Annotated in this window: 15 protein-coding genes; 14 read left to right on the top strand and 1 reads right to left on the bottom strand. The window is 71.0% G+C overall.

The features are described 5' to 3' along the window. Nucleotides 1–34: 34 nt before the first annotated feature. Nucleotides 35–2,260 carry an elongation factor G-like protein EF-G2 gene (locus tag OG524_RS06170; protein ID WP_405391948.1) on the bottom strand — a complete coding sequence of 742 codons (2,226 nt, stop codon included), beginning with the start codon at nucleotides 2,258–2,260 and terminating at the stop codon, nucleotides 35–37. A 287-nt stretch (nucleotides 2,261–2,547) separates the two neighbouring features. On the opposite strand from OG524_RS06170, the gene pgsA reads away from it, so the two are divergent. The 14 genes from pgsA (at nucleotide 2,548) to OG524_RS06100 (ending at nucleotide 15,093) form a co-directional block, all read left to right on the top strand. Beyond that, nucleotides 2,548–3,213 carry a phosphatidylinositol phosphate synthase gene (gene pgsA, locus OG524_RS06165; RefSeq protein ID WP_405391949.1) on the top strand — a complete coding sequence of 222 codons (666 nt, stop codon included), beginning with the start codon at nucleotides 2,548–2,550 and terminating at the stop codon, nucleotides 3,211–3,213. After that, entirely contained in the window at nucleotides 3,210–4,133 is a 924-nt protein-coding gene (locus OG524_RS06160; protein WP_405391950.1) for a phosphatidylinositol mannoside acyltransferase, read from the top strand. The genes pgsA and OG524_RS06160 overlap by 4 nt, the downstream gene beginning before the upstream one ends. Next, entirely contained in the window at nucleotides 4,130–5,290 is a 1,161-nt protein-coding gene (locus tag OG524_RS06155; RefSeq protein WP_405391951.1) for a glycosyltransferase family 4 protein, read from the top strand. Before OG524_RS06160 ends, OG524_RS06155 begins: the two co-directional genes overlap by 4 nt. 72 nt (nucleotides 5,291–5,362) lie before the next feature. Beyond that, nucleotides 5,363–5,908 (top strand): hypothetical protein, encoded by a 546-nt coding sequence (locus tag OG524_RS06150; RefSeq protein ID WP_405391952.1) that lies wholly within the window; start codon nucleotides 5,363–5,365, stop codon nucleotides 5,906–5,908. 212 nt (nucleotides 5,909–6,120) lie between these two features. After that, nucleotides 6,121–7,038: a pyridoxal 5'-phosphate synthase lyase subunit PdxS gene (gene pdxS, locus OG524_RS06145; protein ID WP_405391953.1), complete on the top strand. Its 918-nt coding sequence runs from the start codon at nucleotides 6,121–6,123 to the stop codon at nucleotides 7,036–7,038. Between the two features lie 7 nt (nucleotides 7,039–7,045). Next, nucleotides 7,046–7,639 (top strand): pyridoxal 5'-phosphate synthase glutaminase subunit PdxT, encoded by a 594-nt coding sequence (gene pdxT, locus OG524_RS06140; RefSeq protein ID WP_405391954.1) that lies wholly within the window; start codon nucleotides 7,046–7,048, stop codon nucleotides 7,637–7,639. 61 nt (nucleotides 7,640–7,700) lie between these two features. After that, nucleotides 7,701–8,453 carry a YebC/PmpR family DNA-binding transcriptional regulator gene (locus OG524_RS06135; protein WP_405391955.1) on the top strand — a complete coding sequence of 251 codons (753 nt, stop codon included), beginning with the start codon at nucleotides 7,701–7,703 and terminating at the stop codon, nucleotides 8,451–8,453. A 117-nt stretch (nucleotides 8,454–8,570) separates the two neighbouring features. After that, entirely contained in the window at nucleotides 8,571–9,104 is a 534-nt protein-coding gene (gene ruvC / locus OG524_RS06130) for a crossover junction endodeoxyribonuclease RuvC (protein ID WP_405391956.1), read from the top strand. Further along, the gene (ruvA, locus tag OG524_RS06125; protein WP_405391957.1) at nucleotides 9,101–9,727 is read left to right on the top strand and encodes a Holliday junction branch migration protein RuvA; all 627 of its coding nucleotides are present in this window, start codon (nucleotides 9,101–9,103) and stop codon (nucleotides 9,725–9,727) included. The genes ruvC and ruvA overlap by 4 nt, the downstream gene beginning before the upstream one ends. Nucleotides 9,728–9,807: 80 nt before the next feature. Further along, a complete protein-coding gene (gene ruvB / locus OG524_RS06120; RefSeq protein ID WP_405391958.1) occupies nucleotides 9,808–10,893 on the top strand; it encodes a Holliday junction branch migration DNA helicase RuvB in 1,086 nt (361 codons plus the stop codon). A 165-nt stretch (nucleotides 10,894–11,058) separates the two neighbouring features. Continuing rightward, complete coding sequence (yajC, locus tag OG524_RS06115) at nucleotides 11,059–11,538, top strand: preprotein translocase subunit YajC (RefSeq protein ID WP_405391959.1); 480 nt, start codon at nucleotides 11,059–11,061, stop codon at nucleotides 11,536–11,538. A 147-nt stretch (nucleotides 11,539–11,685) separates the two neighbouring features. Beyond that, complete coding sequence (secD, locus tag OG524_RS06110; protein WP_405391960.1) at nucleotides 11,686–13,434, top strand: protein translocase subunit SecD; 1,749 nt, start codon at nucleotides 11,686–11,688, stop codon at nucleotides 13,432–13,434. A gap of 1 nt (nucleotide 13,435) precedes the next feature. After that, nucleotides 13,436–14,545 carry a protein translocase subunit SecF gene (secF, locus tag OG524_RS06105; RefSeq protein WP_405391961.1) on the top strand — a complete coding sequence of 370 codons (1,110 nt, stop codon included), beginning with the start codon at nucleotides 13,436–13,438 and terminating at the stop codon, nucleotides 14,543–14,545. Continuing rightward, complete coding sequence (locus OG524_RS06100) at nucleotides 14,542–15,093, top strand: adenine phosphoribosyltransferase (RefSeq protein ID WP_405391962.1); 552 nt, start codon at nucleotides 14,542–14,544, stop codon at nucleotides 15,091–15,093. The genes secF and OG524_RS06100 overlap by 4 nt, the downstream gene beginning before the upstream one ends. Nucleotides 15,094–15,252: the final 159 nt, after the last annotated feature.

Below are 15,252 nucleotides of genomic sequence, written 5' to 3'. Positions count from 1 at the left end.
TCCTGGGCGGGCGGCGGGCGTCAAATCCGGACAACTAGGTCCCGTTCGTGTGGTTTTCCTCCGTTTCGCGCAGGCGGTCGGCGAGCTGGGGCGGCATGGGTTCGTGCCGGGCGTACGCCCGGTCGAACCGCCCGGTGCCGTGCGTCAGGGAGCGCAGATCGACGGCGTACCTGCCGATCTCGATCTCGGGCGCCTCGGCGCGTATGCGGGTGCGCTCCCCGGATTCCTGTTCGGTGCCGACCACCCGTCCCCGGCGCCCCGCGAGGTCGCTCATCACGGCGCCCACGTAGTCGTCGGGGACCAGCACCCGGATCTCGGCCACCGGTTCGAGCAGCTGGACGCGGGTGTCGGCGGCGGCCTCGCGCAGGGCGAGAGCGCCAGCGGTCTGGAACGCGGCGTCGGAGGAGTCCACCGAGTGGGACTTCCCGTCGAGCAGGGTGACGCGCACGTCGACGAGCGGGTGCCCGGCCGCGACGCCACGGGCCGCCTGGGCGCGTACGCCCTTCTCGACCGAGGGGACGAACTGCCGGGGCACGGAACCGCCGACGACCTTGTCGACGAATTCGATGCCCGTGCCGGGCGGCAGCGGCTCCACCTCGATCTCGCAGATGGCGTACTGCCCGTGGCCGCCCGACTGCTTGACGTGCCGGCCGCGCCCGACGGTCCGGGAGGCGAACGTCTCGCGGAGGGGGACGAGGTGGGGGACGGTGTCGACCTGGACGCCGTACCGGCTGCGCAGCCGCTCCAGGGCGACATCGGCGTGGGCCTCGCCCATGCACCACAGGACGACCTGGTGGGTGTCCGGGTTCTGCTCCAGCCGCATGGTCGGGTCCTCGGCGACCATGCGGGCCAGACCGTGCGAGAGCTTGTCCTCGTCGGCCTTGCCGTGGGCGCGTACCGCCAGGGGCAGCAGCGGGTCGGGCATGGTCCAGGGCTCCATCAGCAGCGGATCGCCGGCGGCGGAGAGCGTGTCCCCGGTCTCGGCCCCGCCCAGCCTGGACACACAGGCCAGGTCCCCGGCGACACACGCGTCCAGGGGGCGCTGCTGCCCACCGAAGGGGGAGGAGAGCGCCCCGACGCGTACGTCGGCGTCGTGGAAGGGGCGGGTGGGGTGACCGGGGTCGTCGAGGCCGTGGCCGCGGACGTGCACGGCGTCCTCCGCGCGCAGGGTGCCCGAGAAGACGCGGACCAGGCAGACCCGTCCGACGTAGGGGTCCGACGACGTCTTCACGACCTCGGCGACCAGTGGCGCCCGCGGGTCGCAGACCAGGGCGGGGCGCGGGGTGCCGTCAGGGGCGGTGACGGCGGGGAGGGCGCGTTCGAGCGGGGAGGGGAAGCCGCGGGTGACGAGGTCCAGGAGTTCGACGGTCCCGATGCCCTGACGGGCACCGTCGGGGGCCGGTGCGGCCGTGAGCACGGGATGGAAGGAGCCGCGCGCGACGGCACGCTCCAGGTCCTCCACGAGCGTCCCGACGGCGATGTCGCCGCCGCCGAGGTAGTGGTCCATCAGGGTCTCGTCCTCGCTCTCGGCGATGATCCCCTCGATGAGCCGGTTGCGGGCTTCGAGGAGCGGGGCCCGCTGGTCACCGGCCGGCGGGTGCTCGGTCCGTTCCCCGGAGGAGTAGTCGAAGATCCGCTGGGTGAGGAGCCCGGTGAGACCGGTGAGCCGGGCGTGCCCGTCAGGGCCCTCGGGCCCCTGCACCGGCAGGTAGAGGGGGAGCACGGCGTCCGGGTCGTCGCCCCCGAAGATCCGGCCGCAGACCCGGGTCATCTCGTCGAAGGAGGTGCGCGCGGTGTCCAGGTGGGTGACGACGATCGCGCGCGGCATCCCGACGGCCGCGCACTCCTCCCACACGGCGCGGGTGGTGCCCGCCACCGCGTCGGCCTCCTGGGCCGCCGAGACGACGAAGAGGGCCGCGTCCGCCGCCCGCAGACCGGCCCTGAGTTCCCCGACGAAGTCGGCGTAGCCGGGGGTGTCCAGCAGATTGACCTTGTAGCCGTCCCATTCGACGGGGACCAGCGAGAGCTGTACGGAGCGCTGCCGGCGCCGCTCGATCCCGTCGTGGTCGGAGACGGTCCCGCCGTCCTCGACCCGGCCGGCCCGGTTGATCGCCCCGGCCGTCAGCGCGAGGGCCTCGACCAGGGTGGTCTTGCCGGAGCCGCTGTGGCCGACCAGCACCACGTTCCTTACGGAAGCGGGCCCGTCGGCCGTCGTCGCCCTGCCGGCGGCTCCGGTGTGCGCATGTGTCCTGTCGCCCATGATGCGTGCCTCCCGATGGGTGGCGCGGTGCCCGGGTGGACACCGGCGCGGTGGGGGAGAAAGGTGCACGGGCGACGGGGGGCCGCCACGGCGGCTTCGGCGACGCCCGCGGTCATTCGAGCTTTCCACTCCCGTCCGGTGCCGTCCATACGTCGTGCACGGCCGGGCAGGACTTCCGGGACATCGGCCGGGACGGGGTGCCCCGCCATGGAGCACCCCGCTGGTGACTACGATGGGCCAGCCGGTGACCGACGGGGTCGCGCGGCCCGCCGAACCTCGGGAAGGCCATGCTGAACAAGTACGCGCGTGCATTCTTTACGCGTGTCCTCACACCGTTCGCCGCTCTGCTGCTCCGGCTCGGGGTCAGCCCCGACGCGGTCACACTCGTCGGCACGGCCGGAGTGATGGCAGGTGCGCTGGTCTTCTTCCCCATGGGGGAGTTCTTCTGGGGCACGATCGTGATCACGGTCTTCGTCTTCTCCGACCTGGTCGACGGGAACATGGCCCGGCAGGCGGGGATCTCCAGCCGGTGGGGCGCGTTCCTGGACTCCACGCTCGACCGGGTCGCGGACGGGGCGATCTTCGCCGGGTTCGCGCTCTGGTACGCGGGCAGCGGCGACGACAACACGCTGTGCGCGGTGGCGATCTTCTGTCTGGCCAGCGGCCAGGTGGTCTCGTACACGAAGGCGCGCGGCGAGTCGATCGGCCTGCCGGTCGCGGTGAACGGACTCGTGGAACGCGCCGAGCGACTGGTGATCTCGCTGGTCGCCGCAGGGCTGGCCGGGCTGCACGGCTTCGGCGTGCCCGGGATCCAGGTCCTGCTGCCGATCGCGCTGTGGATCGTGGCCGCGGGCAGCCTCGTCACGCTGATCCAGCGGGTGGTGACCGTACGCCGGGAGTCCGCCGAGGCCGACGCGGCCGCCGCCGAGCAGGCGAGCGAGGCCGCGCAGTGAGCGGCACCGGACCCGATCTGAAGGAGCGGCTGACCGACGGGCTCTACGGGCTCGGCTGGGGCGCGGTCAAGAAGCTGCCCGAGCCGGCGGCCCGCGCGCTGTTCCGCACCCTGGCCGACCAGGTGTGGAAGCGGCGCGGCAAGGCCGTGCTGCGGCTGGAGTCCAATCTGGCCCGGGTGGTGCCCGACGCGAGCCCGGCCCGCCTCGCCGAGCTGTCGAAGGCCGGCATGCGCTCCTACATGCGCTACTGGATGGAGTCCTTCCGGCTGCCGACCTGGACCCCGCAACGGATCAAGGCCGGCATCGACGTCCAGGACACCCACCGGCTCACGGAGGGCATGGACGCCGGGCGCGGCGTCATCATCGCGCTGCCGCACCTGGCGAACTGGGACCTGGCAGGCGCCTGGGTCACCACCGACCTGAAGGTGCCGTTCACCACCGTCGCCGAGCGGCTCAAGCCGGAGAGCCTGTACGACCGGTTCGTGGCCTACCGCCGGAGTCTGGGCATGGAGGTCCTGCCGCACAGCGGCGGGGCCGCCTTCGGGACCCTCGCACGGCGGCTGCGCGCGGGCGGCCTGATCTGCCTGGTCGCCGACCGGGACCTGTCGGCCTCCGGCGTCGAGGTGACCTTCTTCGGCGACACCGCCCGGATGCCCGCGGGACCGGCGCTGCTGGCCCAGCAGACCGGTGCGCTGCTGCTGCCCGTCACCCTCGGCTACGACGACACCCCGGTGATGCGGGCCCGGATCCACCCGCCGGTCCCCGTCCCGGAGACAGGTACCCGCGCCGAGATCACGTCCTCCATGACACAGGCGCTGGCCGATGCCTTCGCCACCGGGATCGTCGAGCATCCGGAGGACTGGCACATGCTGCAGCGGCTCTGGATCTCCGATCTGGAACCCCAGGGGGAAGCTCCGTGAAGATCGGCATCGTGTGTCCCTACTCCTGGGACGTCCCGGGCGGCGTGCAGTTCCACATCCGGGACCTGGCCGAGCACCTGATCCGGCTCGGGCACCACGTCTCCGTCCTGGCGCCCGCCGACGACGAGACACCCCTGCCGCCGTACGTGGTGTCCGCGGGCCGGGCCGTACCCGTCCCGTACAACGGCTCGGTGGCCCGGCTGAACTTCGGTTTCCTGTCCGCCGCACGGGTACGCCGCTGGCTCCACGACGGCACCTTCGACGTCATCCACATCCACGAGCCCACCTCGCCCTCGCTCGGCCTGCTCACCTGCTGGGCCGCGCAGGGGCCGATCGTCGCCACGTTCCACACGTCCAACCCGCGCTCCCGCGCCATGATCGCCGCGTACCCGATCCTCCAGCCGGCGCTGGAGAAGATCAGCGCGCGCATCGCGGTGAGCGAGTACGCGCGGCGGACGCTGGTCGAACACCTTGGCGGGGACGCCGTGGTCATCCCCAACGGCGTGGACGTGGGCTTCTTCGCCGGCGCGCAGCCGAAGGCGGAATGGCAGGGCGGCACGCTCGGCTTCATAGGGCGCATCGACGAGCCGCGCAAAGGACTGCCCGTCCTGATGAAGGCGCTCCCCGCGATCCTCGCCGCCCGCCCGGACACCCGGCTGCTGGTCGCGGGCCGCGGTGACGAGGAGGAAGCCGTCGCCTCGCTGCCGAAGGAGCTCCGCGAGCGCGTCGAATTCCTCGGCATGGTGAGCGACGAGGACAAGGCACGGCTGCTGTGCAGCGTCGACGTGTACGTCGCGCCGAACACCGGCGGCGAGAGCTTCGGCATCATCCTGGTCGAGGCCCTGTCGGCGGGCGCCCCCGTGCTGGCCAGCGACCTCGACGCGTTCGCACAGGTGCTGGACCAGGGCGCGGCGGGCGACCTCTTCGCCAACGAGGACGCGGACGCGCTGGCCGCTGCGGCGATCCGGCTGCTCGGCGACCCGGAGCGGCGCGCGGGTCTGAGCGAGCGGGGCAGCGCCCACGTACGGCGCTTCGACTGGGCGACGGTCGGCGCGGACATCCTCGGGGTGTACGAGACGGTGACGGAGGGGGCCGCGTCCGTGGACACGGACGAACGCACGGGCCTGCGCGCCCGCTTCGGCCTCGCCAAGGACTGAGCCGGCCTCCCCGGGCCGCCGACGGCGGCCCGGGGACCGGCGGTGCCCCCGCCGAAGGTAGCGTTGCCGCCCGTGATCGAAACCCTCATCTGGATCGCCGTCGCGCTCCTCGCGATCGGCCTGTACCTCAGCTGGACCGCCGGGCGGCTCGACCGGCTCCACGCCCGTATCGACGCGTCCCGCGCGGCCTTGGACGCGCAGCTGCTGCGCCGCGCCTCGGTCACCCAGGAACTCGCCACGTCCGGGGTCCTGGACCCCGCCGCCTCCATCGTGCTGTACGAGGCGGCGCACGCCGCCCGGCAGGCCGAGGAGGAGCAGCGCGAGGTCTCCGAGAGCGAGCTGAGCACCGCGCTGCGGGCCGTGTTCGGCGAGACGGCGCAGGTCGAGGCGGTGAAGCAGTTCCCCGGCGGTGAGGACGCGGCCGGGGAACTCGCCGCCGCCGTACGGCGCGTGCCGATGGCGCGCCGCTTCCACAACGACTCGGTGCGGGCCGCCCGGGCGCTGCGCAGGCACCGCACGGTGCGGCTGTTCCGGCTCGCCGGGCACGCGCCGTTCCCGCTCGCGTTCGAGATGGACGACGAGGCGCCGGTGGCCCTGGCGGACCGGCCCGGTACCTGAGGGGGGCGTCCGGCGGGGGAGGGGCGGGCGCCCCGGCGGAGGCGGGCGCGGGACATGGCGTGGTGGGCGCGGGACGTGGCGTGGTGGGCGCGGGACGTGGCAGGGCAAAACGATCCACGGGGTGCTTATTGGCCCTTGCTGTGGACTGGTTCCGGAGCGTTTGCTCAGGGCTGCAGAGTTCCAGCGCCTTTTCACCCCAGTGAGGTCGATCCGTGTCCACGCTTCCCAGCACCCAGTCCACCGAGTCCCCGGCCACCGGCACCGCCCGAGTGAAGCGCGGCATGGCCGAGCAGCTCAAGGGCGGCGTGATCATGGACGTCGTCGACGCCGAGCAGGCGAAGATCGCCGAGGACGCGGGCGCCGTGGCCGTCATGGCCCTGGAGCGGGTCCCGGCCGACATCCGCAAGGACGGCGGCGTGGCCCGGATGTCCGACCCCAACATGATCGAAGAGATCATCGAGGCCGTCTCCATCCCCGTCATGGCCAAGTCCCGCATCGGCCACTTCGTCGAGGCCCAGGTCCTGCAGTCCCTCGGCGTCGACTACATCGACGAGTCCGAGGTCCTGACCCCGGCCGACGAGGTCAACCACAGCGACAAGTTCGCCTTCACCACCCCCTTCGTCTGCGGTGCCACCAACCTGGGCGAGGCCCTGCGCCGCATCGCCGAGGGCGCCGCGATGATCCGCTCGAAGGGCGAGGCCGGCACCGGCAACGTCGTCGAGGCGGTCCGGCACCTGCGCCAGATCAAGAACGAGATCGCCCGCCTGCGCGGCTACGACAACAACGAGCTGTACGCCGCCGCCAAGGACCTCCGCGCCCCGTACGAGCTGGTCAAGGAGGTCGCCGAGCTCGGCAAGCTGCCCGTCGTCCTGTTCTCCGCCGGTGGCGTCGCCACCCCCGCGGACGCGGCCCTGATGCGTCAGCTCGGCGCCGAAGGCGTCTTCGTGGGCTCCGGCATCTTCAAGTCCGGCGACCCGGCCAAGCGTGCCGCCGCCATCGTGAAGGCCACCACCTTCTACGACGACCCGAAGATCATCGCGGACGCCTCCCGCAACCTGGGCGAGGCCATGGTCGGCATCAACTGCGACACGCTGCCCGAGGCCGAGCGCTACGCCAACCGCGGCTGGTAACCCACTGATGACCGACACCCCTGTCATCGGAGTCCTGGCTCTCCAGGGCGACGTACGGGAACACCTGATCGCCCTGGCCTCGGCGGACGCCGTGGCCAGGCCGGTCCGGCGGCCCGAGGAGCTCGCCGAGGTCGACGGGCTCGTCATACCCGGTGGTGAGTCCACCACCATGTCCAAACTGGCCGTGCTGTTCGGCATGCTGGAGCCGCTGCGCGAGCGGGTCGCCGCCGGGATGCCGGTCTACGGCACCTGCGCCGGCATGATCCTGCTCGCCGACAAGATCCTGGACCCGCGCTCGGGCCAGGAGACCGTCGGAGGCATCGACATGATCGTGCGCCGCAACGCTTTCGGGCGGCAGAACGAGTCCTTCGAAGCCGCCGTCGAGGTCGACGGAGTGCCCGGCGGACCCGTCGAGGGCGTCTTCATCCGGGCTCCCTGGGTGGAGTCGGTGGGCGCCGGGGCGGATGTCGTCGCGGTGCACGGTGGGCACATCGTGGCCGTACGCCAGGGAAACGCCCTCGCCACCTCGTTCCACCCCGAACTGACCGGGGACCACCGGGTGCACGCACTCTTCGTCGACATGGTGCGCGCCGTGGGCTGACTCGATCCCGGTAGGATCTCTCGGGTTCGGATCGATTTTGGTGACGCGAAGGAGAAGGCAGATGTCCGGCCACTCTAAATGGGCTACGACGAAGCACAAGAAGGCCGTGATTGACGCCAAGCGCGGCAAGCTCTTCGCGAAGCTGATCAAGAACATCGAGGTCGCGGCCCGCACCGGAGGTGTGGACCCCGAGGGGAACCCGACCCTCGTCGATGCCATTCAGAAGGCGAAGAAGAGCTCCGTCCCGAACAAGAACATCGACTCCGCGGTCAAGCGCGGTGGCGGTCTCGAAGCGGGCGGCGTCGACTACCAGACGATCATGTACGAGGGTTACGGCCCGAACGGTGTCGCGGTGCTCATCGAGTGCCTCACCGACAACCGCAACCGTGCCGCGTCCGACGTGCGTGTCGCGATGACCCGCAACGGCGGTTCGATGGCCGACCCGGGTTCGGTCTCGTACCTCTTCAACCGCAAGGGCGTCGTCATCGTCCCCAAGGGCGAGCTGTCCGAGGACGACGTCCTCGACGCGGTGCTCGACGCGGGTGCCGAGGAGGTCAACGACCTCGGTGAGACCTATGAGGTCGTCAGCGAGGCCACCGACATGGTCGCGGTCCGTACCGCGCTCCAGCAGGCCGGCATCGACTACGACTCGGCCGAGGCCGACTTCCTGCCCACCATGCAGGTGGACCTCGACGAAGAGGGCGCGCGCAAGATCTTCAAGCTGATCGACGCGCTGGAGGACAGCGACGACGTGCAGAACGTCTTCGCCAACTTCGACGTCTCCGACGAGGTCATGGAGAAGGTCGACGCCTGAGGCGAACAGCACGGCCGCGGCGGGCCGACGGGGACACACCCCGTCGGCCCGCCGCATTGTCAGCGGTAGCCGATAGCCTGCGGGAACAGATGACCGAGCGGCGGAGGGGGCCCATTCATGCGGGTGTTGGGCGTGGACCCGGGGCTGACCCGGTGCGGTGTCGGAGTCGTCGAGGGAGTCGCGGGCCGGCCGCTGACCATGATCGGCGTCGGCGTCGTGCGCACCCCGTCCGACGCGGAGCTCGGCCACCGGCTCGTCGCCATCGAGCGGGGCATCGAGGAATGGCTCGACGAGCACCGTCCCGAGTTCGTCGCCGTGGAGCGGGTGTTCGCCCAGCACAACGTCCGTACGGTGATGGGCACCGCCCAGGCCAGTGCGGTCGCCATGCTCTGCGCGTCCCGCCGGGGCATCCCGGTCGCCCTGCACACCCCCAGCGAGGTCAAGGCCGCAGTCACCGGCTCGGGCCGCGCCGACAAGGCACAGGTCGGCGCCATGGTGACCCGGCTCCTGCGGCTCGACGCGCCGCCCAGACCGGCCGACGCCGCCGACGCCCTCGCCCTCGCCATCTGCCACATCTGGCGCGCACCCGCGCAGAACCGACTGCAGCAGGCCGTCGCCGCCCACCGCACGCTGAAAGGCCGTACCGCATGATCGCCTTCGTCTCCGGCCCGGTGGCCGCCCTCGCTCCGACCACGGCAGTGATCGAGGTCGGCGGCATCGGGATGGCCGTCCAGTGCGCCCCCGGCACACTGGCGGGCCTGCGGATCGGCCAGGAGGCCAAGCTGGCCACCTCCCTCGTCGTCCGGGAGGACTCGCTCACCCTCTACGGCTTCGCCGACGACGACGAGCGGCAGGTCTTCGAGCTCCTCCAGACCGCAAGCGGCGTCGGGCCCCGGCTCGCCCAGGCGATGCTCGCCACCCACAGCCCGGACGCCCTGCGCATCGCCGTCGCCACCGGCGACGAGAAAGCACTCATGGCGGTCTCCGGCATCGGCAAGAAGGGCGCCCAGAAGCTCCTCCTGGAGCTCAAGGACCGGCTCGGGGAGCCGGTCGGGGCGCACATCGGGCAGCAGGGCATCGGCACCGCCGTCAGCTCCTCCTGGCGCGACCAGCTGCAGGCCGCCCTGATCGGCCTCGGCTACGCGACACGCGAGGCCGACGAAGCGGTGACCGCCGTGGCACCGCAGGCCGAGGCCGCGATCGCCGGCGGCGCACAGCCGCCCGTGCCGCAGCTGCTGCGCGCCGCCCTGCAGACCCTCAACCGCGCACGCTGACCGCAGGGGCACGACGCCCCGTACGCCGGCCGGAGCACCGCACGGCCCGGCACCGAAACACCCGAGGCGGGACTGACGAGATGAACTGGGACGACACCGGAGCCGACACGGGCGACCTCGCGGACGAGCCGCTGGAGGACCGGCTGGTCGCCGCCGGCGCCGACGGCGAGGACACGGCCGTCGAGGCCGCCCTGCGCCCGAAGGACCTCCACGAGTTCGTCGGCCAGGAGAAGGTGCGCGAACAGCTCGACCTGGTGCTCAAGGCGGCGCGGGCCCGCGGCGCCACGGCCGACCACGTCCTGCTCTCCGGCGCCCCCGGCCTCGGCAAGACCACCCTCTCCATGATCATCGCGGCCGAGATGAACGCACCGATCAGGATCACCTCCGGACCCGCCATCCAGCATGCCGGGGACCTCGCCGCGATCCTCTCCTCCCTCCAGGAGGGCGAGGTCCTCTTCCTCGACGAGATCCACCGCATGTCACGGCCCGCCGAGGAAATGCTCTACATGGCCATGGAGGACTTCCGCGTCGACGTGATCGTCGGCAAGGGCCCCGGCGCCACGGCCATCCCGCTGGAACTGCCGCCGTTCACCCTGGTCGGCGCCACCACCAGGGCCGGGCTCCTGCCGCCCCCGCTGCGCGACCGCTTCGGCTTCACCGGCCACATGGAGTTCTACGCCCCCACCGAGCTGGAGCGTGTCATCCACCGCTCCGCCGGCCTCCTCGACGTCGTCATAGACACGGAGGGTGCCGCCGAGATCGCGGGGCGTTCCCGCGGCACGCCCCGTATCGCCAACCGGCTGCTGCGCCGTGTCCGGGACTACGCCCAGGTCAAGGCCGAGGGACGGATCGACCGGGACATCGCCGCCGCCGCCCTGCGGGTGTACGAGGTCGACGCCCGCGGCCTGGACCGCCTGGACCGCGCGGTGCTCGGCGCCCTGCTGAAGCTCTTCGGCGGGGGTCCCGTCGGCCTGTCCACCCTCGCGGTGGCGGTGGGGGAGGAGCGCGAGACGGTCGAGGAGGTCGCCGAACCCTTCCTCGTACGGGAAGGACTGCTCGCCAGGACACCGCGTGGCCGGGTCGCCACACCCGCGGCCTGGGCGCACCTCGGCCTCGTACCGCCGCAGCACGGCGCAAAGGGACAACAGGGCCTGTTCGGGGCGTGACGCGTCACAGGTTGGCGTCGAGGGGAACCACGGTGCCATGCTGGGCGTTGTTCCAATGATGCGGACTCGCCTAGACTCCGCCGATGCCGCCCGTACAGGTCGGTGTACCCACCCCCGTAGACCAGGCCGCATGTCAGCGCGGTCGTGCGAAGGAAGTTCCGTCCCGTGAGTCTCGTGACCCTCCTCCCCTTCATCGTGCTCATCGGGGCCATGTTCCTGATGACCCGGTCCGCCAAGAAGAAGCAGCAGGCGGCTGCGCAGATGCGCAACGACATGCAGCCGGGTACCGGCGTCCGCACGATCGGGGGCATGTACGCCACCGTCAAGGAGATTCAGGAAGACACGGTTCTCCTTGAGGTCGCGCCCGGCGTCCACGCCGTCTACGCCAAGAACTCCATCGGCGCAGTCCTGGACGACGCGGAGTACAACCGCATCGTCCACGGTGACGACGGCGACCTGAAGGCCGACGGCGCGGTCGTGCCCGACGACGCCTCCTCGCTCACTGCCGACGAGGCCGCGGACAAGGACGACGAAGTGGCCGACGACACGGCCGACGCGAAGATCGACCTGGGCAAGAAGGCCGAGGGCGACGCCGAGCCGAAGGCCGCCGAGGCCAAGGCCGACGGCGAGAGCGACGCCAAGTAGTTCCACGATCCATGAGACGCCGGACACCCGTAGGGGTCCGGCGTCTCATGGGCCGTGAGGTCTTCTGCGGGGGCGGGTCCCCACTACACTTCATGGCCGCTCGGGCGTGCACCCGGCGCGGAGCGGTTGGACAGGGAGAAGCAAAAGGTGGCAGCACCGAAGAAGGGCCGGGGATCTTCCGGTGGACAGAGCAAGCCGGGCCGTGCCCTGGCTCTGATCCTCATTGCCATGGTCGCGCTCACCGGCGGGATGTTCCTGTCCGGTCACACCACGCCCCGGCTTGGTATCGACCTGGCAGGCGGCACGTCGATCACCCTCAAGGCGAAGAGCCAGCCCGGCAAGCCTGAGGCGATCAACGAGACCAACATGAACACCGCGGTCAGCATCATCGAACGCCGTGTCAATGGTCTGGGTGTCTCCGAGGCCGAGGTTCAGACCCAGGGCACGTCCAACATCATCGTCAACATTCCCAAGGGGACGAACTCGAAGCAGGCGCGGGAACAGGTCGGTACGACCGCCCAGCTCTACTTCCGGCCCGTCCTCACCGTCACCGGCGGCACGCCCACGCCCACCGGTTCCGCGAGTCCCTCCGCCGAGGGTTCCGGGAAGCCGAGCGCCACGCCCAGTGCGAAGGCGAGCAGCCCGGACACCGCGTCCGACGGGGACAGCACGCCTTCGGCGAGCGCCACCACCCAGGGCCGCGCGGTCACCGGCGCCCTGAAGAAGGACGCGACGCCCACCCCCAGCGGTTCCGGAGCGGCGGAGACCCCCGCGGCCACCGAGACCCCCGACGCGGCCACCGCCGCGCTGGAGAAGAAGTTCACCGCGCTGGACTGCACCGACCCGGCCGCCCGTGCCAAGGCCGGCGACGGCGTCAAGCCCGAGGACCCCACGGTCGCGTGCAGCTCCGAAGGTGACGCCAAGTACCTCCTCGGCCCGGCCGAGGTCTCCGGTACGGACGTCGACGACGCCAAGGCGCAGTTCGACCAGCAGCGCGGCATCTGGCTCGTCTCGATGGAGTTCACCGACAAGGGCTCCAAGAAGTTCCAGACGATCACCAAGAAGCTGTCCGCGCAGCAGTCCCCGCAGAACCAGTTCGCGATCTCCCTCGACGGCGAGGTCGTCTCGGCGCCCCAGGTGAACGAGACCCTCAGCGGCAGCGCCGAGATCTCCGGCAGCTTCACCCAGCAGTCCGCCGAGGACCTGGCCAACGTCCTCTCCTACGGTGCGCTCCCGCTGTCCTTCAGCGAGGACACGGTCACCACCGTCACCGCCGCCCTCGGTGGCGAGCAGCTGGAGGCCGGCCTCATCGCCGGTGCCATCGGACTGGCCCTGGTCGTCATCTACCTGGTGGCCTACTACCGCGGCCTGGCGTTCATCGCGCTCCTGAGCCTCCTGGCCTCCGGCATCCTGACCTACACGATCATGGCCCTCCTCGGCCCGGCCATCGGCTTCGCGCTGAACCTGCCGGCCGTCTGCGGTGCCATCGTGGCGATCGGAATCACGGCGGACTCGTTCATCGTGTACTTCGAACGCATCCGGGACGAGATCCGCGAAGGCCGTACGCTCCGTCCGGCCGTCGAGCGCGCCTGGCCCAGGGCCCGGCGCACCATCCTCGTCTCCGACTTCGTGTCGTTCCTCGCCGCCGCCGTGCTCTTCCTCGTCACGGTCGGCAAGGTCCAGGGCTTCGCCTTCACGCTGGGTCTCACGACCCTGCTCGACGTGGTCGTGGTGTTCCTCTTCACCAAGCCCGTCATGACGCTGATGGCCCGCACGAAGTTCTTCGCCAGCGGCCACCCGTGGTCCGGTCTGGACCCGAAGCGGCTCGGCGCCAAGCCGCCGCTGCGCCGCACGCGCCGTGTCAACGCCCCCACCGACCACCCGAAGGAGGCGTGAGATGTCGCGACTCGGCAATCTCGGCGCCCGGCTCTACCGAGGCGAGGTCGGCTACGACTTCATCGGCAAGCGCAAGATCTGGTACGGCGTCTCGATCCTGATCACGATCACGGCCATCCTCGGTGTGGTGGTCAGCGGCCTGAACATGGGCATCGAGTTCAAGGGCGGCGCGGTCTTCACGACCGACACCAAGGCCAAGATCTCGGTCTCGCAGGCCCACGAAGTGGCGGTCGAGGCCTCCGGCCACGAGGCGATCGTCCAGGAGCTCGGCAACGGCGGGCTCCGGATCCAGATCACCGAGGTCGACACGGCCAAGGCGGACCAGATCAAGACCGAGCTCTCCGACGAGCTCGGCATCCCCGAGGCGAAGATCAACGCGGACCTGGTCGGCCCCAGCTGGGGTGAGCAGATCGCCAACAAGGCCTGGACGGGCCTCGGCATCTTCATGGTCCTCGTGGTGATCTACCTGGCCATCGCCTTCGAATGGCGCATGGCCATCGCGGCCCTCGTCGCGCTGATCCACGACATCACCATCACGGTCGGTATCTACGCGCTCGTCGGCTTCGAGGTCACCCCGGGCACCGTGATCGGTCTGCTGACCATCCTCGGATACTCCCTTTATGACACGGTCGTCGTCTTCGACAGCCTCAAGGAGGGCACGAAGGGGATCACCAAGCAGACCCGGTGGACGTACAGCGAGATCGCCAACCGCTCCATCAACGGCACGCTGGTGCGCTCCATCAACACCACCGTCGTGGCGCTGCTGCCGGTCGCCGGCCTGCTCTTCATCGGTGGCGGTGTCCTTGGTGCGGGCATGCTCAACGACATCTCGCTGTCGCTCTTCGTCGGCCTCGCGGCAGGCGCGTACTCCTCGATCTTCATCGCTACGCCGCTGGTCGCCGACCTCAAGGAACGCGAGCCGCAGATGAAGGCACTGAAGAAGCGGATCCTCGCCAAGCGGGCCGCCGCGGCCGCCAAGGGCGAGTCCGTCGAGGACGAGCGCGACGACCGTGCTCAGGACTTCGCCGAGGACGCCGAGACCGCCGGGGCCGTCATCGGTCAGCCCCGGCAGCCCAGGGGCCACGGCCGGACTCCGGGGAACCGCCGATGACCACCACCACCGAATCCACCCGGGAGCTCCTGCTCAGCCGCATCCGCGACGTGCAGGACTACCCGAAGCCCGGGGTGCTGTTCAAGGACATCACCCCGCTCCTCGCGGACCCGGTGGCCTTCACCGCGCTCACGGACTCCCTCGCGGAGCTGTGTGTGCGGCACGGAGCCACCAAGATCGTCGGTCTCGAGGCGCGCGGCTTCATCCTGGCGGCGCCCGTCGCCGTCCGGGCCGGGCTCGGCTTCGTACCCGTCCGCAAGGCCGGGAAGCTGCCCGGGGCGACACTCGGTCAGGCGTACGAGCTGGAGTACGGCACGGCGGAGATCGAGATCCACGCCGAGGACCTGTCCGCCGACGACCGGATCATGGTCATCGACGACGTCCTGGCCACCGGCGGGACCGCGGGGGCCTCGCTGGAGCTGATCCGGCGGGCCGGTGCCCAGGTCGCGGGGGTCTCGGTCCTCATGGAGCTCGGCTTCCTCGCGGGCCGCGCCAGGCTCGAGGCAGCTCTGCGGGGCGCCCCGCTGGAGGCTCTGATCACCCTCTGACCTGCGCCATCGCCGCATCAGTGGCAGGGTAAGGACACACAGGACGGGCACCCGGGAACATCCGGGTGCCCGTCCCGTGTTGTCGGGGGTTCACCGTCCCCGGGCGAGGACCGGCCGGGGGATCGATACCATGGGCTTTCCGGGTAGCCCGGATCCGCA

It is taken from the genome of Streptomyces sp. NBC_01520 (assembly GCF_045040375.1).
Lineage (GTDB): Bacteria > Actinomycetota > Actinomycetes > Streptomycetales > Streptomycetaceae > Streptomyces.
The sequence above is the reverse complement of the archived record's forward strand: the minus strand, read 5'-3'. Positions and strand labels throughout refer to the sequence as shown.